Raw genomic sequence first — 20,904 nt, 5'->3', positions numbered from 1 at the left:
AAGCCGCATGAAACTTTCGTCACTCGCATTGTCCTTATTGCTTGCCACCGGCGCGCACTGCGCAGTCGCGGCGCCGCCAAAGTCATTTCTTTGGGAGAATGCGACCGTCTACTTCCTGATCACCGACCGTTTCGCCAACGGAGACAAAAGCAATGACCTCGCGTACGGACGCAAGGCTGACGGTGCGCCGCTGCGCGGCTTCATGGGCGGCGATTTCAAGGGACTGACGGCTAAGATCAAGTCCGGCTATTTCGATGACCTGGGTGTGGACGTGATCTGGACCACGCCGCCAGTCGAGCAAATTCACGCCGGCACGGATGAAGGCACCGGCAAATCCTACGGTTTTCACGGCTATTGGGCGCGCGACTTCACCGCGATGGACGCCAATCTTGGCACGGAAAAGGATTTCCGCGATTTCGTTGAAGCTGCCCATGCGCGCGGCATTCGCGTGTTGCTTGACGTGGTCATGAATCACACCGGCCCGGTAACAGAAGCCGACCCCGTTTGGCCGGAAGGCTGGATACGCACCGAACCGCAATGCCAGTACAAAGACGCGCCATCGACAGTGAGCTGCACGCTGGTAAAGAACCTGCCCGACTTCCGCACCGAGAGCGATACACCGGTCGAACTGCCACCAGCGCTGGCGGCCAAATGGAAAGCCGAGGGCCGTTACGAGCGCGAAGCGAAGGAGCTGGATGACTTCTTCGCCCGCACCGGCTATCCGCGTGCACCGCGCTATTACCTGATGAAATGGCATGCAGACTGGGTACGCAAGTACGGTATCGACGGCTTCCGCGCCGATACAGCCAAGCATGTCGAACCCGCAGTGTGGGGCGAGTTGCGCAAGGTCGCCCTGGCAGCGCACGATGAATGGAAAAGCCTGAATCCGAAGAAGGTCCAGGGCGACGGCCGTTTCTACATGCTGGCCGAGGTGTACAACTACAACATCGCGCATGGCCAGGCCTTTGACATGGGCGGCGGCGAAAAAGCCAACTACTTCGCCAATGGATTCGATGGGTTGATCAATTTCGGCATGGTGCACGACGCGAAGGGCGATTATGAGTCCTTGTTCAGCAAGTACGCAGCGCAGCTTGCGGGTCCGCTGAAAGGGCATTCGGTCGTGAACTATATGGACTCCCACGATGACGGCAATCCCTTCGATCCTGCGCGCCAGAAGCCTTACGAGACCGCGAACAAGCTGTTGCTGGCGCCCGGCGCAGCGCAGATCTATTACGGTGACGAGATCGCGCGCCGTCTCGACGTCGCTGAAGCTAAGGGGGACGCGAAGCTGCGCTCTTTCATGAACTGGGGCGATTTGAAGTCGAATGCCAGGATTCGGACGCATTGGGCGAAACTCGGCAAATTCCGCCAAGCGCATCCATCTATCGGCGCGGGGGAGCATAAAAAGCTGGCGGATCTGCCATATACCTTCAGCCGTGTGCGCGGCGACGACAAGGTGGTGGTGGCGCTTGACGTGAAAACCGGGCAGCCGGCCGACATCACAGTCGGCGGCGTCTTCGCCGATGGCGCAAAGGTGAAGGATGCCTACTCCGGCGTTTCCTACACAGTAAACGAAGGTGTCGTCCGCACCAGCGGCAAAAACTCCACTATCCTGCTCTCGCAATAAGAGCGGCTGGGGGACTGTAATAACAAGGGCCTTCGAAAATGTGTCGGAACGTGCGTTGAAAAAGGCAGCGCAAAGCGCATCGCAGAAGGCGTTCGCTGCCGCCATGCCTGTATCGCCCCGGCCAGGCGATCATGGATGCTTACCATCCGTTTCTCTCGGTTGACCACGACATAATGTGGCTCTTGCCCCGGCTGTACGCGATTGGGTAGCCGTAGATGCCAGTGCTGATGCTGGGGAATGCCAGCGTGGCGACGCCATGCCGGGCGGCCAGTTCTATGCTGCCAAGATAACAGGCGGCCAGAAGCTCCGGTTCGCCGCATGTGCCACCTCGCCATACAGGTCCCACGGTATGGATGATGTACTTGGCCGGAAGCCGGTAGCCCTTCGTCAGTTTCGCTTGGCCAGTCTTGCAGCCGCCAAGAAGCCGGCATTCGTGGACCAGCTCTGGCCCGGCTGCGCGATGAATTGCACCGTCAACGCCGCCACCACCCAGGAGAGAAGAGTTGGCAGCGTTGACGACTGCGTCGGCCGAAAGCTTGGTGATATCGCCCTGGATGGCGCGCAGGAACGTTGACATGACGAGGCGGCCATTGGCCTTAAAGTTTATTCAACGAATACTATAGCCGTCCTGGCCGGAATGGTGAAGCTACCTGTCGCAGCATCGTAGCGGCCTGCCGACCCGGCCTGCACGGGGTGCAGGCGATACGCCTTGCCGGCCTCACTTGGGGCGGTGATCGTCTGCTCGACCTTGTCTACGTTGATAAAGTAGGCCACCGTCTTGAAGCCTGCGCCGTCATAGCCAGCGCCGTCCAGGCGAGCAGCAACAACCGTCGCCACCTGGTCCGGCCCGGTATTCAGGAAATGCAGGCGCTTTTTGATGTCGTCCGCGGTACGCATCCGGAACAGCGTGCTGCTGGCTCGAATGCGCAGCAGATCGCGGAAGGTGTCGCGCGCAAATGCAATGTCATCAGGCGTCGGCTGTAGCGCGCGATTTGCCAGCAAGGGCTGGAGCAGCGCATAGTCCTTGCCGTTGTCGGCCGCAGGCGGCAGGCCGGTACCGAAGTAGTTGGTCTGGTATGTCCAGTCCAGGCGGTTGAACCAGTCGCCCGATTCGAAGCTGTTACGGTCCATCGACTTCGAACGCAGGATTTCAAACCCCGCATGGTAGTAGGCTACGCCCTGGGAGAACGCATTGATCGCCGCGGCCAGCATTTGCACGCGGGCGCGGTCGGCACTGGTCGCTGACAGCGGAAGTTTCAGGGCATTGATGTCGTACAGGGTTTGGTTATCGTGGTTTTCCACATAGTTGACTACCTCGCCCGGCTGGGAGGCATAGCCAGCCGGTTGGTTGCCGCCATAAACGATGGCCTGCAGCTCCCTGGTCTCGCCGGTGAAGGTCTGCATGCGATAGCTGCGGATCGAGCCGGCCAGGCCGACCTTGACGAGATCGGAGGCTTTCATCAGATCCGCCACCGGACGCAAGCCAGCGCCGGCATTCGGGTCATATACCAGGCCGTTGATATAACCTTGTTGCGAGATCATTTGCTGTCCCGAATCGCCAGCACCCCCGCCACGCAAGGCATCCCGCGCCCGGTCGCTGAACGTGCCGATGCCGCTGCCATTCAGCGACAGCTGCGAGGCTTGCACAAAGCGCGCACCGTCGGCCACTTCGCCGAAATTCCAGCCTTCGCCGATCAGGTTCACGTGCCGCCCGGCGGCCTTGTTGACGCGCGCTTGCAGCGCTTCCATGACAGCACGCGGCTGGTGGCCCATCAGGTCGAAGCGGAAGGAATCGATGTGGTAGTGCCTGGTCCACAGCTCGGCAGAATCGATCATCAGCTTGGCCATCATGCGGTGTTCGGTGGCCGTGTTGAAGCAGCAGGTGGAGCTTTCGATTTCGCCTTTCAGGTTCAGGCGCTGGTAGTAGCCGGGCACGATGCGGTCCAGAACAGAGCGCTCGTGCTGGCCACCGCGGTAGGTGTGGTTGTAGACGACGTCGGTACCGACACGCAGGCCGGTCTTGTGGAGCGCCATCACCATCTCGCGCAATTCGATGATGCGGCGAGCACCGTCGGACGCGTCGGTGCTGTAACTGCCTTCCGGGGCGTTGTAATGCCACGGGTCGTAGCCCCAGTTGTAGCAATCCTTCGAGGCGTTGTCGCTGGCGGTCTTCTGCTGCTGGTCGCTGTCAGGCGCGCCATGCACGACCGGGACCACGCAGCCCTTTTCAGGCACGCTGCCCAGGTCGTAGACTGGCAGCAGGTGCACGTCGGTCAGTCCGGCCCTGGCGAGCATGGCAAGGTGCTTCATGCCGTTGGAGCCGGTCTCGCGGAAGGCAGTGTATTTGCCGCGGTTCATGGCGCTGACCGTCTGGTCGTTGATAGAGAAGTCGCGCACGTGCAGCTCGTAGATGGACATGTCCGGCTGCGCCTTTACCTTGGCCGGTGGCTGGTCCTTGTTCCAGCCGGCCGGCGCCAGGCGCGGGTCGGCCAGGTCGGCGATATAGCTGCGGGCGGAATCGGCGGTCAGGCTGACTGAGTAAGGGTCGGTCACCACATTACGTACCAGCCCGGTCTTCGGTGCGACCACGTCCACTACGTACTTGTAGTAGCGGCCGGACAGGTTGCTGCGTGCGTCGGCGGACCAGATGCCGGTTTTCGCGTCGGCGCGCATGGTGGAGACGGATTTCGGTTTGCTGCTGCCGGTGTCAAAGATGCAGACGGATACGCGTTGCGCGGTCGGTGCCCATAGTTTGAAGGTGGTGCCGTTCCTGCCGATGGTGGCGCCCAGGTCGCTGGCCTGCTCTGCGGCGGCGTAGATGTCGTCCAGCGCGCCGGGCACCTGCAGGGCGGTGGCGTCGCGCACGGTACCGTCGGGGTTTTCCTGCACCAGCACCAGCTGTTTTGCCAGCAGTGCCGGCAGGCGGGCGCGGTCGGAGCCGGAGAGGGCAAGCACCACACCGTCGCCGGTGTATTTGAAGCGGCGGGCAAGCGGGGCGGGAAGCGTGTCGCTTGTTGCAGCCAGGGGCAGGGAGCCATCCGCTCCGCTGACGGTTGCGCCTTGTGGGGCGCTGATGCCTGCGGCAGTGGCGTAATAGAGTTTGAAGCTGCCTTCGGCCTGGATGCCGGCCCATTTGGCCTGGCTGCCGTCCAGCCAGAGGGCGCGAGCGTCAAAGCCCTGGGTGCGCGCAAGCACGGTTTCATGCGGCCCGGCGCAGGAGGCTAATGTGTGCGGCGTCGCGGCAGTGGGGGAGGCGGTGAGGGCGGTGGTTGGCGCGGCGGCTGCGGAAAACGCCGCGAAAGCCGCCGGGAGGGCCGCGACGAGGGTGCGCTGCTTCATTTTGTCTCCGTAGTAGTGGTGCTACAGAAATCTTACCGCAAAATATGTAGCTATACTACATTTCAGTCGCGCTGGATCTGGTGCTTTTTCAGCTTGTCATACAGGGTTTTGCGGGGCAGGAGCAGGCGGTCTGCCGCCAGTGCCACATTGTTATCGGCGGCAGCCAGGGCGCGCAGGATCAAGTCGCGCTCGAATGCATCGACTTGCTGTGGCAGGGAAGACTGCTCGGCGTCTGCAGCCGCCAGCCCCGCAGCAGGGGCGCCGGCCGCCATTGCGACGCCGGCGGCCGATGCGGCACCTGCCGTCATCGCGGCGCTGCCCATCGCTCCAGCGCCGGCAGCCCATTCAACGCCCGCGCCGGTCGCGGCGCCCGCCGGTGACGAAACGCCTGCGCCGGTCGCAAACGCCGCATTGGATGGGATGCCCGCGCCATGCACGGCACCAGCGCTTGCTGCCGCCCCATGCGATGGAGAAATGGACGCTGCGGGGACCAGGCCAAGTGTGAGGCGTTCTGCAAAGTTGCGCAGTTCCCGCACATTGCCCGGCCAGTCAGCCGCCTGCCACGCGGCCATCTGCTCCGGCGTCCAGATTGGCATTGCCCGCTGATAGCGCCGCGCGGCCTCGGCGACGAAGTGTGCCAGCAACAGGGGGATATCCTCCCGCCGGTCGCGCAGGCGCGGCAAATCGATGCTGATGACGCCGATGCGGTAATACAAGTCCTCGCGGAATAATCCCTGCGCCGACAAGGCCAGCAAGTCGGCCTTGCTGGCCGCGACCACCCTGCAATCCAGCGCTACCGACTCATTCCCGCCCAGTCGCTCAAGGCGCCGTTCCTGCAGCACGCGCAGCAGCTTGACCTGCAAAGCCATCGGCATGCTCTCGATTTCGTCGAGGAATACAGTACCGCCGTTGGCAAATTCGAGCTTGCCGATACGCCGCTTCTGCGCGCCCGTGAATGCACCCGGCTCGTGGCCAAAGATCTCGCTCTCGAAAACGGACTCCGGCAGCGCACCGCAGTTGATGGCGACAAAATTGCCTTTGCGCCCGCTGGCCGCATGAATCAGCCGCGCCATCACTTCCTTGCCGGTGCCGGTCTGGCCGTTGATCAGGATATCCACGCCGGTCGGGGCTACGTTACGCACCACTACCTTTAAATGTTCGATCGCTTCCGAACGGCCGATAAGGTCGGGCATGTCCGGGTGCTGTGCGCGTTCGGTGCGCAGCCGGCGGTTCTCCAGAACCAGGTTGCGGCGCTCCTGCGCGCGCTTGACCGCATCCATCAGGCGTTCGGAAGAGAAGGGTTTCTCGATGAAGTCATAAGCACCGGCGCGCATGGCCTCCACTGCCATGCTGACGTCACCATGACCGGTGACCACGATCACCGGCAGCTCGGCGTCGAGCGCTGCCACGCGCGCCAGCAAGTCCAGCCCGGAGAGTCCGGGCAGCCGCACGTCGGTCACCACCACGCCGGCGAAATTCGCCAGCAGCAGCGGTAGCGCTGCCTCGGCACTTGCGCAGGCCTGCACCGAAAAGCCGCCCAGTTCCAGCGTTTGCGAGGTGGCCAGGCGCAGCGCGGCCTCGTCTTCAACCAATAGCGCCTTCATCGGGCAACTCCTTCTTTAATAAGCGGTAAGCGTAACTCAAACTGCGCGCCGCCGCCGTCCAGGTTGCGGGCCGTCAGGCGGCCGTTCATGGCCTGTACGATCGAAGAGGAGATCGCCAATCCCAAACCCAGTCCTTGCCCGGCAGGCTTGGTCGTGAAGAACGGCTCGAACAGGTGCGCAGCCACTTCCTGAGGGATGCCGGGGCCGCTATCGCTGATGCGCGCGACGCCTTCGGCGCCTTCGCGCGACAGGACGACGGTGACGCGCGGCTGCGGCATCGCTTCGACTGCATCCAGGGCATTGCGCAGCAGGTTGATCAGTACCTGCTCAATGCGTACCGTGTCGCCCGCCACTGTCAGCGGTTCATCTCCCGTATCGATATCCAACGCCACATTGCGCCGCTTGCTTTCGCTCTCGAGCAGGAAAGCCGAACTGCGCGCGGCACGCGCAAAGTCCACCGGGCCGATGGTTTCGTCCTTGCGCGCGAAGCCTTTCAGCTGGCTGATGATCGCCCCCATGCGCGCACTGGCGTCGCCGATGTGGCCAAGGTTGCTGGCCGCCTGCTCCGGCTGCCCGCGTTCCAGGAAGGTGCGGGCGTTGTCGGCAAAGGCGCGGATCGCCGCCAGCGGCTGGTTCAGTTCATGCGTCACGCCGGCCGCCATCTGGCCCAGCATGGCCAGCTTGCCGGCCTGCACCAGTTCATTTTGCGTGGTGCGCAGGATGCGGTTGGTTTCACTCAATTGCTGCGTGCGCTGGGCGATGCGCGACTCCAGTTCACGGTCGAAGGCGCGGCGTTCTTCGCGCCGGCGGCGGCGCTGGTGCATGGCCCAATATGAGATGGCGCCGCAAGCCAGCAGCAGCGCGGTGGCCAGCGCCCAGTTGATGCCGCTGCGGATCACGCGCAACTGGCTCGGGAAGATCATCAGCTGCCAGCCCAGCCGGCCCACCTCCTGCGTGACGCGCGGACCGGGATTGCGCGCCAGCGGCGTGACTTCGCGGCCGATGTACTGCTGCGTCCGCGCCAGTTCCGACAGGGCATCTGGCGGCAGGGCTGTCAGGCTGTGATAGCGCCAGTTAGGCCGGTTGCTGAGGAAGATCACGCCGTGGCGATCGGCCAGCAGGATCGGGTCCTCGCTGCTGTTCCAGTTGCGTTCCAGTTCTGCAAGGCTGATCTTGACCGCAATCACGCCTTCGATTTTTCCCTGCCTGAGCACTGGGTGGGCGATGAAGTAGCCCGCTTCGCTGGTACTGGTGCCGATGCCGTAAAAGCGGCCCGCCTCGCCTTGCAACGCAGCCTGGAAATAAGGGCGGTAGGAGAAATTCTTGCCTGCAAAGCCAAGCGGCTGGTCCCAGTTGCTGGCGCCCAGCGTCAGCCCGCTGCGGTCCATCAGGTAAAGTGCTCCGACCTTGGCTTGCTGCTGGATGGTTTGCAGCGTTGCGTTCAGCCGGGCGATGGCTTCAGGGTCTTTCGGGTGGGCGAGGGCGTTGGTCAGGTCGGGTTGCTGCGCCAGGACGAAAGGAAGGGTCTCGAAGCGCTCCAGAACCGACTGCAGTTCCGGCGCCATGAGCTGCAGCTGGCGCTGGCCTTGCGCCAGTTGCTCGTTGCCGGCGCGGTAAGCGCCAAGCATGTAGGCGGCCACGATGATCGCGGCCGCCGGTAACAGCATCAGGATGAATGGTTTGCGCATAAGCGCAATTTTAGTCCACCGCAGCCATGCGCAGTTCGTCGCTGTGGTGACGCTGCTGTTCTTCCATCACCAGCGCGCCCAGTTCGCGTTTGAGCGCGTTGAAGTCGGCCGAAGCCGGATCGCGCATGCGCGGCAGTTCGACGATCATGTCGCGCTTGACCGTGCCAGGACGGTAGGTCATCACCACGATGCGGTCGGCCAGGTAGATCGCTTCTTCGATACTGTGGGTAACGAAGATGATGGTCTTTTTCAGCTCCGACCAGATGCGCAGCAGCTCGTCCTGCAGGTTGCGGCGGGTCAGCGCGTCCAGCGCGCCGAACGGCTCATCCATCAGCATGATCGGGGAGTCCAGTGCCAGCACGCGCGCAATCGCCACGCGCTGGCGCATGCCGCCCGACAGGTCCTTCGGATAGCGGTTGCGGAAGTCCGACAGCGACAGCATGGACAGCAACTGGTCCACGCGCTGCTTGATTTCCGCCTGGCCCATGCCTTTGACTTCCAGGCCGAAAGCGATGTTCTTTTCCACGGTCATCCATGGGAACAGCGCGTATTCCTGGAACACCATGCCGCGTTCCGGGCCTGGGCCAGTGATCAACTTGCCGTCGGCCGTGATCTCGCCGCTGGAAGGCAGCGAGAAACCGGCGATGGCGTTCAGCAGCGTGGACTTGCCGCAGCCCGATGGACCCAGCAGGCAGACGAACTGGCCTTGCGGGATCTGCAGGTTAATGTCGCGCAGCGCCACCACTTCGCGGTTGTCGGTCTTGAATATCTTGTTGACGTGCTTGACGTCGATGTGGGTTGCGCTCATTTCAGTTCTCCAGGCCACGGTGCCAGCGCAGCAGATGGTTATTCAGCTTGTTCATGCCAATGTCGATCGCCAGGCCAAGCAGGCCGATGCTGATCATGCCTGCAATGATCTTGTCCGACCAGAAGTACTCGCGTGCTTCCAGGATGCGGAAACCGAGGCCGTTATTCACAGCGATCATTTCGGAGACGATCACCACGATGAAAGCGGTACCGATGCCGATGCGCACGCCGGACAGGATGTAAGGCACCGCGGCCGGCAGCATCACGCGGACGAACATGGTGCGTTGGCTGACGCCCAGGTTGCGGGCGGCGCGGACATAGATGCCGTCAACGTGGCGCACGCCGGCGATGGTGTTCATCAGCACCGGGAAGAAGGCGCCCAGCGCAATCAGGAACACGGCTGGCGCGTTACCCAGGCCGAACCACAGGATCGCCAACGGGATGTAGGCGATAGGAGGAATCGGGCGCAGCACCTGCAGCAGGGGATTGAGCCAGTCGTACATGCGCTTGCTCGAGCCCATGACCAGGCCGAATGGCAGGGCCAGGCCGGCGCCGACTGCGAAGCCGACCAGCACGCGGTACATGCTGCTGATGGTGTCGCCAATCAGCTCGCCCGACACCGCCCAGGCCAGCCAGGAGCTGGCAGCCGGGTCGTAAGGTTGCAGCGGCAGCAGGTATTCCACCCACTTGGTTACCACCGCCCATGGGGAGGGCAGGACTTGCGGATTGATCCACTCCAGCGAAGCGCAGGTTTGCCACAATGCGATGACCAGCACGGGCACAACGGAGCCCGCTGCAATCTGGCGTAAATTCAGTTTTGCCATGATATGCCCAGCCTTACTTGATGTTCAGGTTCTTCTTGGCTTCGTCCAGCAGGTCGGTCTTGACCCACTCGGTAGCCACTGGCGCCTTGCGCATCTTGCCCACGCCCGTCTTGTTCATCACATCGGTGGTGATCTGGATGTGCTGCGTCGAGATGTCGTAGGTGTAAGGGGAGTTGGCGATCGCGTCCTGGAAGTCGTCAGAGGTGATCTGGCCTTTGAAGATGACGTTGCGCACATATTTTTCAGCGGCAGGCTTGTCGTCGATGAAGGTCTTGGTCGCTTGCACGAAGCAGTTCATGAACTTGGCGGCGGTGGCGCGGCGGGTCGAGTAGAACTTCTCGCTCATCACCATGGTGCGTACCGGTTCGCCGATCGGGGTGCCATACGGCTTCATGACTTCCACGCCGAAGCCCTTGTTGATGGCCTGCGAGGATTGCGGCTCCGATTGCATGATCGCGTCCAGGTTCTTGCCGAGCAGGGCCTGGTTCAGGTCTGCAAAAGCCAGGAACACCAGTTGCACGTCCTTGCCTGGTGCGTCGGAGAAGGTCATGCCTGCCTGCGCCAGTTCGGCAGCCAGCAGCACCTCGTGGATGCCGCCGCGGGTCACGCCGACTTTCTTGCCTTTCAGGTCCTTGATCGCCTTGATGCCGCTGTCGGGGCGCGCGACCAGGCGCGCGCCACCTTTGGCGAAACCGGCGACGACATAAATCGGGGCGCCATTGGCGCGGCCCTGGATGGCCGCTTCCGACGCGGTCGCACCGACATCAAGCTCGCCCGCCAGGATGGCCTGCATCACGTCAGGGCCTTTGGCGAAGATATGCTCTTCGACCTTGATGCCGCACTTCGGTGCGATTTCCTTGATATACGAGACGGCGCCGTAATGCGCGAATTTCAGGTTGCCGAGGCGGACAACTTCCTGTGCGTTGGCGGCCGAAGCGAATGCAGCGGCCACGAAGAGGGATGCGATTTTAAGCTTGGTCATGCTGGTCTCCTGGGTAAGGGGTGTTTTGACCAGCAATTAGCAGCTTCCATGCCAGAAAATTGGAATGCGGCAAGTGCTTGATTTTATTGGAGCGTGCTGTGTCGCTGCAGGTGGCGACCCGGTGGCCTGTGGCGGGATTCCGGAATTCCATCCACGCTTTGTGCGGAATTTCGCCGCACCTTCGCTGCGCTTCCTCAACGGGCTGCGCCGGGCTCCAGCCGTAGTCCGGCCTGATGCCAAACCGATCGCCGCCAGCACAGTACGACTCGCCGTGGAAAGCTGCGTTGGGCCACGCCTTCATGGCGTTCTATTTCGAAGAGCAGTTGGCTGCCTGGGGGGGGGGGCGCCGGTGCTTGAGGCATCTTCCCTGAAGCAGGTGTTCGTCTGAAAAGAGCCCGCCGGAAGGGCGGGCTCTCTGGCAAGGGTCAGGCTTTTTGCGGCTCCGGCGTGGAGCCGTAGCAGGCTTGCGGCTCCGGTTCCTTGCGGTAGAAGTCCACCATCTTGTAGCGCATCGCGTACAGGGCGAAGCAGCCGGCCACCAGGGCGGCAAAGGCGGCGAAGAAATACATCTGGAAGGCCATTACTGAGAAGCCCGTGGTCTTGATATAGGCCGATACGGCCTCGTTCTTTACGCCGGCATTCAGGATCAGCACCCACAGGTTGCCGACCGTGACCGCCAGGTACCACAGCGCCATGATCACACCCTTCATCGACGAAGGCGCCTGCGAGTAAGCGAATTCCAGTCCGGTTGCCGAAACCAGCACTTCGCCGAACGTCAGCAGTGCATAAGGCAGGATCTGCCAGGCCATGGACACCGGCGTGCCGCCATCCATCACCACCTGCAGCGTGCCGATCACCACCCAGGCCAGCGCGGAAACGAAGATGCCGGCCCCCATGCGGCGCAGCGGCGTCGGTTCAATACCCAGTTTGCGCAGCAGCGGGAACAGGGCAATGTTATTGAACGGGATCAGCAGCATCACCAGCAGCGGGTTCAGCGCCTGCATCTGCGCCGGCACGAAGGAGAACGACCAGCCCAGGATCTCGTAGGTCGGGTGCACCATGTCGTTGGCCTGCACGATCCAGGTCGAAGCCTTCTGGTCGAACAGGGACCAGAACGGCGTCACCATTGCAAACACAATAAAGATGCGCAAAACGGCGCGCACGCCATCCACCGCCTCGTCGCTATGCTTGCCGCGCGCGCGCTCGAGCTGCATTGAAGTGCCGATGCCGCCGAAAGCCATCACCAGAACCAGCGCGGTACAGGCTGCGATCACGAAGCCCCAGGACGGGGCCATGGCCAGCGAGACAAGTGCGGCTGCCACACCCACCATGGCGACGGTCAGGCCCGGACGGGACTGGCCAGGCGCGGCGGACATCAGCGCAGTCTTGGCAACGCGGGTGAAGGACTCCTGGTTCGGTTCCGACGGCGGCACGTGCACATACTTTTTGCGGCCGGCCCAGAACACCAGGGTGGCGATGAACATCAGGATGCCGGGAATGCCGAAAGCGACCGATGGGCCGTAGTCACGCAGGAAGATCGGCATCAGCAGGGAGGCGAAGAAGGAGCCGAAGTTGATGCTCCAGTAGAAGGCGTCAAACACCACCTTCGCCTTCTTCTTGTTGGTCTGGTCGAACTGGTCGCCGACGAACGACACCACCAATGGCTTGATGCCGCCCGAACCGAAGGCGATCAGGAACAGGCCGAAATAGAAACCTTCCAGGTGGCTCTCGAACAGCGCCAGGCAGGCGTGCCCCGCGCAGTAAATCAGCGAGAACCAGAATACCGTGTTGTATTTGCCGAAATAGCGGTCCGACAGCCACCCGCCCAGCAGCGGGAAGAAATACACGCCAATCACGAAAGTATGGAACACATGCTTCGCTTCGCTGGTGCGGTGCTCGGACGGAATGAACAGCAGCAGGGTGCTGATCAGGAACGGCACCAGGATGTTGCGCATGCCGTAAAAACTGAAACGCTCGCAGGCTTCGTTGGTAATGATGTACGGGATTTGCCGGGGCATTGGCCCGTTACCCTGTTCCAGTTCTTGCGTCGACATAAGGTCTCCCGATTCGAATAATGGCCGCGATCCTATGCGAACGCCCCGCCCTTGGCAACTACTGGATTCATTTGCATGTAGTTTGACTACTTAAAAAATTGTAAGTCATTGATTTTTAACGATTCATAGCATTTGAACTTCCCTTCGTCATGATGTATATTATCTACATAACTGTTTTTGATCGGGATGAGGAATATGAGCACACCTTGGTGGAAAGAAGCAATCATTTATCAGGTTTATCCGCGCAGTTACCTGGACACCAATGGTGACGGCATCGGCGACCTGAATGGCATTACCGATCGCCTCGACTACATCGCCAGGCTGGGTGTGGACATCATCTGGATCTCACCGTTCTTCAAATCCCCGATGCGCGATTTCGGCTACGACGTGGCCGATTACTGCGATGTCGACCCGATGTTCGGCACCCTGGCCGACTTCGACCGCATGATTGCCAAAGCCCACAGCCTGGGCTTAAAAATCATGATCGACCAGGTCATGTCGCATACCTCGGAAGACCATCCATGGTTCAAGGAAAGCCGTTCTTCGCGCGACAATCCCAAATCCGACTGGTACGTCTGGGCAGACCCGCTGCCGGACGGGAATCCTCCTAATAACTGGCTGTCCGTATTCGGCGGCTCGTCGTGGCAATGGGATTCGCGCCGCAAACAGTACTACATGCACAACTTCCTGGTCAGCCAGCCGGACCTGAACTTCCATAATCCGGACGTGCAGCAAGCTCACATCGACGCGCTGCGCTTCTGGCTGGAGCGCGGCGTCGACGGCGTGCGCATGGATGCCTGCAACTTCCACTTCCACGACCGCCAGTTGCGCAGCAATCCGCCGGCACTGGTGCGCGACACCTCCACGGTGAGCGACGCCAACCCATACGGCATGCAGGCCCACATCCACGACAAGAGCCAGCCTGAAAACGTGGCCTTCCTGGAAAAGCTGCGCGTGCTGCTGGACGAATACGGCGCGGTGGCGATCGGCGAAGTGGGCGCCGACGATTCCCTGGCCGTCATGGCCGAATACACGGCCGGCGGCAACAAGCTGCACATGGCCTACAGCTTCAACCTGCTGACTGCCGACAGCAGCGCAGGCCACATTCGTAAGCAGGTGGAAGACTTCAAGGCGCGCGTCAAGGACGGCCAGCCATCCTGGTCGGTCGGCAACCATGACGCGGTGCGCGTGGTCACGCGCTGGAACGGCATGAGCAACCAGGCCGCTTTCGCCAAGCTGGTGCTGGCCATGCAGCTGTCGCTGAAAGGCACCCCGTGCCTCTACCAGGGCGACGAGCTGGCCTTCAGCGAGGCAGACGTTCCTTATGAGCTGATCCAGGACCCGTACGGCAAGACCTTCTGGCCCGAATTCAAGGGCCGCGACGGCTGCCGCACGCCGATCGCGTGGACCACCGGCGCCCATGGCGGCTTCACTTCCGGCACCCCATGGCTGCCGGTGGCTGAGGAACACAAGGCCATCGCCGCCTCGGTGCAGGAAGAAGACCCGGACTCGCCGCTGAACTTTGCGCGCCGCATGATCGCCTGGCGCAAGACCATGCCGCAACTGACGCGCGGCGACATCGTGTTCTACGACGCGCCGGAGCCGGTGCTGGCCCTGCGGCGCGACCTGGAGGGGGAGCGCAGCGTGATTGCGGTGTTCAACCTGGGTGCCGCACCGGTTAATTTCACGCTGCCGGCGGCAAAAGGGGCGCAAAAGCTGGAACAGCCAGGCCTGCCGGGTGAAGTGGTGGATGGAACGGTCCAATTGCCAGGCTACGGCGCCTGGTTCGGCCGCGTAGTGTAAATATAAGAGGCCCCGTCCACGCACGGGGCCTTGTTTTTCGGGTATCCTCCCGCCTTTAAGGCATTATCTAATACTTAAAAGACAATGAAACAGATAGAGGCAGACCCAAAAGCTAACCGATCCGCTTTTGCGGACGGCCCCCGCCTGCTGGCTGACATCGGCGCAACTCATGCACGCCTGGCGCTGCAAACCGCACCGGGCGAGTTCCAGTCGGTGCGCGTGCTGCAATGCGACGACTTCACCGGCATCGTCCCGCTGCTGCGCAGCTACCTGGCGGACCACGGAGACATCAGCCTCAATCACGGCGCGCTGGCGCTGGCCAACCCGGTGCATGGCGACTACATTCGCATGACCAACCGCGACTGGCAATTCTCCACCGACGAAGTGCGGCGCGAACTTGGCCTGCATACCCTGTTGGTGGTGAACGACTTCACCGCATTGGCCATGGCCATTCCCGGCTTCAAGGCAGATGACCTGATGCAGGTCGGCGGCGGTTCTCCGGCGCAGAATTCGGTGATCGGCGTGCTGGGCCCCGGTACTGGCCTGGGCTGCTCCGGCGTGATCCCGACCACCGACGGTTTCGTGACCCTGGGTTCGGAAGGAGGGCATACCAACTTTGCCCCGGCCGACGAGCGCGAATACGCGATCCTGCAATACGCCTGGCAGACCTGGCCGCACGTTTCCAACGAACGACTGATTTCCGGTCCCGGCATGGAAATCATCTACCGCGCGCTGGCGCGCCGCAACGGCCTCAGTGTGCGCGACCTGACCTCGCAGCAGATTATTGCCGGCGCGCTGAAAGACAGGAACGCGCTGTGCATCGAAGTGCTGGAATGCTTCTGCGCCATGCTGGGCGGCGCCGCGGCCAACCTGGCGGTGACCCTGGGTTCCTTCGGCGGCATCTTCATCGGCGGCGGCATCGTGCCGCGCATGGGTGAGTGGTTCAGGGAGTCGCCGTTCCGCAGCCGCTTTGAAGCCAAGGGCCGTTTCTCGTCCTACTTGGCCGATATCCCCACGTATGTGATCACTACGCCGAATCCCGCCTTCTACGGCGTTGCCACGATCCTGTCCGAGCACCTGCGCGGGCGCACCGGCGCCAATACGCTGATGGAACGCGTACAGTCGCTGAAGTCCGAACTGACCCCGGCCGAACAGCGCGTCGCGCAGCTGGTGATCGAGCAACCGCGCCTGGTGCTGAACGAACCGATTGCCGATATCGCGCGCCTGGCGGAAGTGTCGCAGCCGACCGTGATCCGCTTCTGCCGCTCGCTCGGCTTCCAGGGCCTGGCCGACTTCAAGCTGAAGTTTGCCTCCAGCCTGACTGGCGCGATTCCGGTGCGCCACAGCCAGGTACGGGTGTCCGACAGCACGCACGACCTGAGCGCCAAGGTGATCGACAATACCGTTTCGGCGATCCTCAAATTCCGCGACCAGATGGACGTGCACTCGCTGGACCGCGCCATCGAACTGCTGTCCAGGGCCAAGAAGGTCGAGTTCTACGCCATGGGCAATTCGCGCGTGGTGGCGCTGGATGGACAGCACAAGTTTTTCCGCTTCCGCATCCCGACCGCGGCCTACGGCGACTCGCACCTGTTCAAGCTGGCCTCCGAGCTGCTGAAACCGGGCGATGTCGTGATTGCCATCTCCAATTCCGGCAAGTTGCCGGAGCTGCTGGAAGCGGTGGAATCGGCGCGCAATGCCGGCGCCGACGTCATCGCCATCACCAGCAGCCAGTCGCCGCTGGCCAAGAAGGCCACGGTCTGCCTGGCGGTCGACCATACGGAAGACAGCAGCGCCTTCCTGTCGATGATTTCGCGCATCCTGCAACTGCTGCTGATTGACATCCTGTCGGTAGGCATTTCGCTGGACGAGCAGAATGCCGAGCTGGTACTGGAGCACAAGGCCAACGGCGTGGTGCAGGAAAGCCGCCGCCTGCAAATTTCCCACCTTGATAATTGAAAGTCGGGGTCAGCTCCTGACCCTTCCCCTCATATTTTGCAGACACGCACCATCGATATCAGTTCGATAAGTGCGTGTTTGATATCTGTCAGATGGATCGAAGGCGGTTGGGCCTCATTAATCCAATGCATCGCCAATGACAGGATTGACAGAGTGCTGGCAGCCTTCGCGCGACTGCCGTAAGCGACACTGAAACCTGTTTTGCGAGCGGCGAGTCCGATAAGCCAGAGTGCGTAGGTGAGCAATGTCCCCAGCAAGAGCAAAATAGCCAAGCGCCGCAATGTGTGGGTCTGACTAAGGCGTAATCCCATTCCCCACTGCGCGTTCTTGAGGTCGCGGAAGGTTTGTTCGATCTGCATGCGGCCAGCGTAAATGTTGGCGATTTGCTCGGCATTGAGTGAGGCGAGCTTGGGTGAAACGGCGAGCAACCATGGCTCGCGTTGTCCCCGACTATTCTTCTTGCTGTGGCAGCTGCGTGCCGGCTTGCCTATCTTGGTCAATCGGCGCCGCCCCTTTGGGTGGCGTTTCAGCAGCACAAGCCGGCACAGGACAGGATTAGCGCGTGTGTAAAAGTATTGGCCCAGGTCGCGCGCATGGGCGCTGGCCTGTGCATAGAGCGTCTTGCAGCCAACCCAGCCAGGACTGTCGTGCCAGCGCACCATGTCGCGATTGCGGATCCTCCCCACCCAGGCAAATCCGAGCTGGTTTAACAGCTTGAACCAACTGGCGCGAAAGCCGGCATCGGTGATGATGATGGCCCGGCTGCCCGGTGGAAGTATGCTGCGCAACGATTGTAGAAAGTGTTGATGCACAATCGGTGAGCCAAGCTTGGCGCAGGGGTGGGTTTCCTCATAGAGGGTGAACGCACGCCCTTTGACGATGGCTGCTGCCCGTAGCAACTGAATGCTGCTATCGTCTCGTACCGCCGACCAGTCCACAGCAATCTGCACACCAGGCTGGCGGATCACACGGCGAGCCAGCGCACGGTACACGGCATGCTTTTCCTGCGCCAGATGGGGGTTACTCAACAGCCGATCACAGCATTTGATGCGATGGCGCAACTGCGTCGCCGAAGCCAGCTTCTTCCCCATGCGCACCAGACTTAGGCCACCATGCAACGCCGCTGTCGCCACCTTGGCCAAGCATGTCCGCCGCTTGGCATGCATGTTCGGACATTCCTGATCCAATAACCCCTGTATGATTGCATGTGCATGCATGGCTTATTCCTTTCCCTCGCAGTTTGGACGCTACGAATGAAAGGGGTGACACAGCCATGCATGCGCCGTTTTTGGGATTGAAAGTTAACAGCTTCCTTCAACGTTTACAACAAAAATATGAGGGGAAGGGTCAGGGTCAGCTCCGGCAATCGGACATTTATGTCCGATTGCCGGAGCTGACCCCGACTTTCAAAACAGGTCCCGCATCTGGAAGTAGAGCATGCCCAGCACCAGCGCTGGGGTGCGCAGCAGCGTGCCGCCGGGGAAGGGGGCGTGTTTCACGCGCGCGAAGAGGTCGAAGCGCTCCGCCTGGCCCGCAATCGCTTCCGCCACCAACAGGCCGGCCATGCCGGTGAAGGCCAGGCCGTGGCCCGAGAAGCCCTGCATGTAATAGATGTTGTGGCCGACCCGCCCGATGTCCGGCGCGCGGTTCATGCTGATGTCGACGAAACCGCCCCACGAGTAATCGATGCCCACGTCGGCCAGTTGCGGAAACACCGCCACCATGCGGCGGCGCACGCGCTCTACCAGGTTGGCCGGCGTCTTGGCGCTGTAGCTGTCGCCGGCGCCGAACAGCAGCCGGTGGTCGGCACTCAGGCGGAAATAGTCCAGCACGAAATTGGTGTCCGACACGGCGCTGCGGCGTGGCAGCAGGCTGTCGGCGTGCGCTTTGCTGAGCGCCTCCGTCGCGACAATGTAAGTCCCGACCGGCATGATGCGGGCGCTCACTTGCGGCACCAGGTCGCCATATTCGGCGAGATAGGCGTTCGCCCCCAGCACGACAAAACGCGCGGCCACTTGTCCCTGCGCCGTGTGCACCACGGGCGTGGCGCCGCGCTCGAGCAGGAATACCGGCGAGCCTTCGAACACGCGCACGCCGGCTGCCATGGCGGCACGCCCTAGGCCGAGCGTGTATTTGAGCGGGTGCAAATGCCCGCCGCCCATATCCGCCACGCCGGCATGAAAGCGGGGGCTGTCGATCCATTGCCCGATCTCGCGCGGCGAAATCCAGTGCAGTGGATAATCGTATGCGGTTTCGACATGCCGCCCCCATGCCTCCAGTGCGCGCATCTTGCCCGGCTTGACTGCGAGGCTGAGCGCACCGGGCATATAATCGCAATCGATGCTGTACTTGTCGATGCGCTTGCGCAGCAAATGCACGCCTGCCACGGATATATCCCATGCGCGGCGCGCGTCTTCGCGTGCCAACTGGCGTTCGATGGCGTGCTCGCCGTCGTTGCCGAAACCCGGCAGGACCTGGCCGCCATTGCGGCCGGATGCGCCCCAGCCGAGCCGCTGGGCTTCCAGCAGTACGACCGAGTAGCCGCGTTCCGCCAGTTCCAGCGCGGCGGACAGCCCGGCCAGGCCGCCGCCCACCACGCAAACGTCGGCGCTGGTGCTGCCGGCCAACGGGGGCAGGGCGGCAGCGCGCTGCACGCTCGCCTCATAGTATGAGTTCTCGATTACGCCCAGTTCTTTTCGCAGCAGCGTGCCCATGTCAGGTGACGCGGAAGTTCAGGAACTGCCAGGGGTCTTCCTGGTCGCGCGCTTCGTCGAACAGGCCGCTGCGCTCCTTCAGTGGCGTCCAGTCGCCATACACGCCAACCAGTTCGCCCAGGTAGGGGGCGGCAACTTCCATCACCAGCTTGTCGTCGATATCGTCCGGCTCCACCACGCCGCAGTCCGGATTGCGCAGGGCCCATGCCATGCCGCCGAGTATGCCGGCCACCACTTGCAGCGAAGTGGCTGAATTATGCGGTGCCAGTTCGCGCGCCTGCTCGATGCTCAGGCGCGAACCGAACCAATAGACGCCCTTGGGGTTGCCCATCAGGAGAACGCCCAGTTCATCCATCCCGCTTTCAATTTCCTTGCCGATGATGCGTTGCTCCTTTTGCTGCTGCCAGTTCTTGCCGGCCACTTCGTGCAGCGACAGCACGGCATCGTCACAAGGATGGTAGGCATAGTGCACCGTGGGCCGGTAAACAACTTCATTGTTTTCGCGTAGCGTCAGGTGGTCTGTAATCGAGATCGACTCGGCATGTGTGACGAGGAAGCCGTGGTAAGGACCTTCCAGCGGCGTCCAGCTTCGCACGCGCGTGGCGATGCCGGGCCGCTTCAGATAGATGGCGGCGTCGCTGCCGTAGCCGTGGCGCTCCGCATCGGCCGGCCAGTGCTTCTCATGGCTGCCCCAGCCCAGTTCCGCCGGCTGCAATCCTTCGCTGACAAAGCCGTCCACCGACCAGGTATTGACGAATTCGCCGCGCGCCTTGCGGTGGCTGGAGGTTTGCGTATCGCGTTCGGCAATGTGGATCACTTTGATCTCCAGCTTTTGCGCCAGCCTGGCCCAGTCTTCATAGCAGGATGGCCGCTCCACCTGGAGGTGCTGGTCGCGCGCCATATTCATCAGCGCCCGCTTGACCAGTACCGAAGCCAGGCCTGGGTTGGCGCCCTGCGTCACCACGGCCGTCGCGCCGTGCCGCTTGTCGAGGCGAAAGGCCAGTACTGCCTCGCGCAGCGCGTAATTCGAGCGCTGCGACAGCGACAGCTGCTCGTCATCGTAGAAGCCTTTCCATGGCTCGGTGCAGGTATCGAGATAAAGGATGCCGCGCCGCCAGCAATATCGGATCAGGTCCAGGCTCGATACGTCGACTGATAGATTGAGCAGAAAGTCGCCCTTCTGCAGCAGGGGATCGAGGATGCTCTCGAGATTCCCTTCCTGCAGCGGCTTGGCTTCATAGGCAATGCCGTATTCCTCGGCGATGCCGCTCCGGTCCGGGCCGCGCGATACCACGGCGACCTGCGCAGGGGCCAGCGCGAAGTGGCGGAACAGCAGCGGCACCACTGCCTGGCCGATGCTGCCGAATCCGAGCATGACCAGGCGCCCCGGCAGTGCGCCGTATTTTTTATGGCTATCCATCCAATCTCCCCTCAAGTGAGATCTATTGTGTGGCGTACGCCGGCTGGCTTCCATGCGGGATTTAACATTTCAACCTCCTTGCA

General features: G+C 62.0%; 14 protein-coding genes. 3 read left to right on the top strand and 11 right to left on the bottom strand.

From position 1 onward, the window contains the following. The first annotated feature begins 7 nt into the window (after positions 1-7). Complete coding sequence (locus ACWBU6_RS24665; RefSeq protein ID WP_452645967.1) at positions 8-1,627, top strand: alpha-amylase family glycosyl hydrolase; 1,620 nt, start codon at positions 8-10, stop codon at positions 1,625-1,627. 139 nt (positions 1,628-1,766) lie between these two features. On the opposite strand, the gene ACWBU6_RS24660 is transcribed toward ACWBU6_RS24665, so the two are convergent. The 8 genes from ACWBU6_RS24660 to ACWBU6_RS24625 all read right to left on the bottom strand — a co-directional run bounded on the left by ACWBU6_RS24660 (position 1,767) and on the right by ACWBU6_RS24625 (position 12,925). Beyond that, positions 1,767-2,204: a macro domain-containing protein gene (locus ACWBU6_RS24660; protein WP_452645966.1), complete on the bottom strand. Its 438-nt coding sequence runs from the start codon at positions 2,202-2,204 to the stop codon at positions 1,767-1,769. Positions 2,205-2,230: 26 nt separating this feature from the next. After that, a complete protein-coding gene (locus tag ACWBU6_RS24655) occupies positions 2,231-4,966 on the bottom strand; it encodes an alpha-1,6-glucosidase domain-containing protein (protein WP_452645965.1) in 2,736 nt (911 codons plus the stop codon). 62 nt (positions 4,967-5,028) lie between these two features. Then, positions 5,029-6,570, bottom strand: a complete 1,542-nt coding sequence (locus tag ACWBU6_RS24650) for a sigma-54-dependent transcriptional regulator (RefSeq protein WP_452645964.1) — start codon at positions 6,568-6,570, stop codon at positions 5,029-5,031. Beyond that, complete coding sequence (locus tag ACWBU6_RS24645) at positions 6,567-8,258, bottom strand: sensor histidine kinase (protein ID WP_452645963.1); 1,692 nt, start codon at positions 8,256-8,258, stop codon at positions 6,567-6,569. Before ACWBU6_RS24645 ends, ACWBU6_RS24650 begins: the two co-directional genes overlap by 4 nt. 10 nt (positions 8,259-8,268) lie before the next feature. Beyond that, positions 8,269-9,066 (bottom strand): ABC transporter ATP-binding protein, encoded by a 798-nt coding sequence (locus tag ACWBU6_RS24640; protein ID WP_452645962.1) that lies wholly within the window; start codon positions 9,064-9,066, stop codon positions 8,269-8,271. A 1-nt stretch (position 9,067) separates the two neighbouring features. Beyond that, positions 9,068-9,889 (bottom strand): ABC transporter permease, encoded by an 822-nt coding sequence (locus ACWBU6_RS24635; RefSeq protein WP_452645961.1) that lies wholly within the window; start codon positions 9,887-9,889, stop codon positions 9,068-9,070. A 13-nt stretch (positions 9,890-9,902) separates the two neighbouring features. Further along, entirely contained in the window at positions 9,903-10,871 is a 969-nt protein-coding gene (locus tag ACWBU6_RS24630) for an ABC transporter substrate-binding protein (protein WP_452645960.1), read from the bottom strand. Positions 10,872-11,296: 425 nt separating this feature from the next. Continuing rightward, positions 11,297-12,925 (bottom strand): POT-type proton-dependent oligopeptide transporter, encoded by a 1,629-nt coding sequence (locus ACWBU6_RS24625; protein ID WP_452645959.1) that lies wholly within the window; start codon positions 12,923-12,925, stop codon positions 11,297-11,299. Positions 12,926-13,120: 195 nt separating this feature from the next. Between ACWBU6_RS24625 and ACWBU6_RS24620 the strand changes: the two genes are divergently transcribed. Beyond that, positions 13,121-14,728 carry an alpha-amylase family glycosyl hydrolase gene (locus tag ACWBU6_RS24620; protein WP_452645958.1) on the top strand — a complete coding sequence of 536 codons (1,608 nt, stop codon included), beginning with the start codon at positions 13,121-13,123 and terminating at the stop codon, positions 14,726-14,728. Between the two features lie 84 nt (positions 14,729-14,812). After that, positions 14,813-16,687 carry a glucokinase gene (locus tag ACWBU6_RS24615; RefSeq protein ID WP_452645957.1) on the top strand — a complete coding sequence of 625 codons (1,875 nt, stop codon included), beginning with the start codon at positions 14,813-14,815 and terminating at the stop codon, positions 16,685-16,687. Between the two features lie 29 nt (positions 16,688-16,716). On the opposite strand, the gene ACWBU6_RS24610 is transcribed toward ACWBU6_RS24615, so the two are convergent. The 3 genes from ACWBU6_RS24610 to ACWBU6_RS24600 all read right to left on the bottom strand — a co-directional run bounded on the left by ACWBU6_RS24610 (position 16,717) and on the right by ACWBU6_RS24600 (position 20,821). Further along, complete coding sequence (locus ACWBU6_RS24610; RefSeq protein ID WP_452644803.1) at positions 16,717-17,904, bottom strand: IS4 family transposase; 1,188 nt, start codon at positions 17,902-17,904, stop codon at positions 16,717-16,719. 189 nt (positions 17,905-18,093) lie between these two features. Continuing rightward, positions 18,094-19,401, bottom strand: a complete 1,308-nt coding sequence (locus ACWBU6_RS24605; protein WP_452645956.1) for an NAD(P)/FAD-dependent oxidoreductase — start codon at positions 19,399-19,401, stop codon at positions 18,094-18,096. 1 nt (position 19,402) lies between these two features. Further along, positions 19,403-20,821 carry a homospermidine synthase gene (locus ACWBU6_RS24600; protein ID WP_452645955.1) on the bottom strand — a complete coding sequence of 473 codons (1,419 nt, stop codon included), beginning with the start codon at positions 20,819-20,821 and terminating at the stop codon, positions 19,403-19,405. Positions 20,822-20,904: the final 83 nt, after the last annotated feature.

It is taken from the genome of Pseudoduganella sp. HUAS MS19 (assembly GCF_053615455.1).
This window is presented reverse-complemented; position numbering and strand designations above follow the sequence as displayed.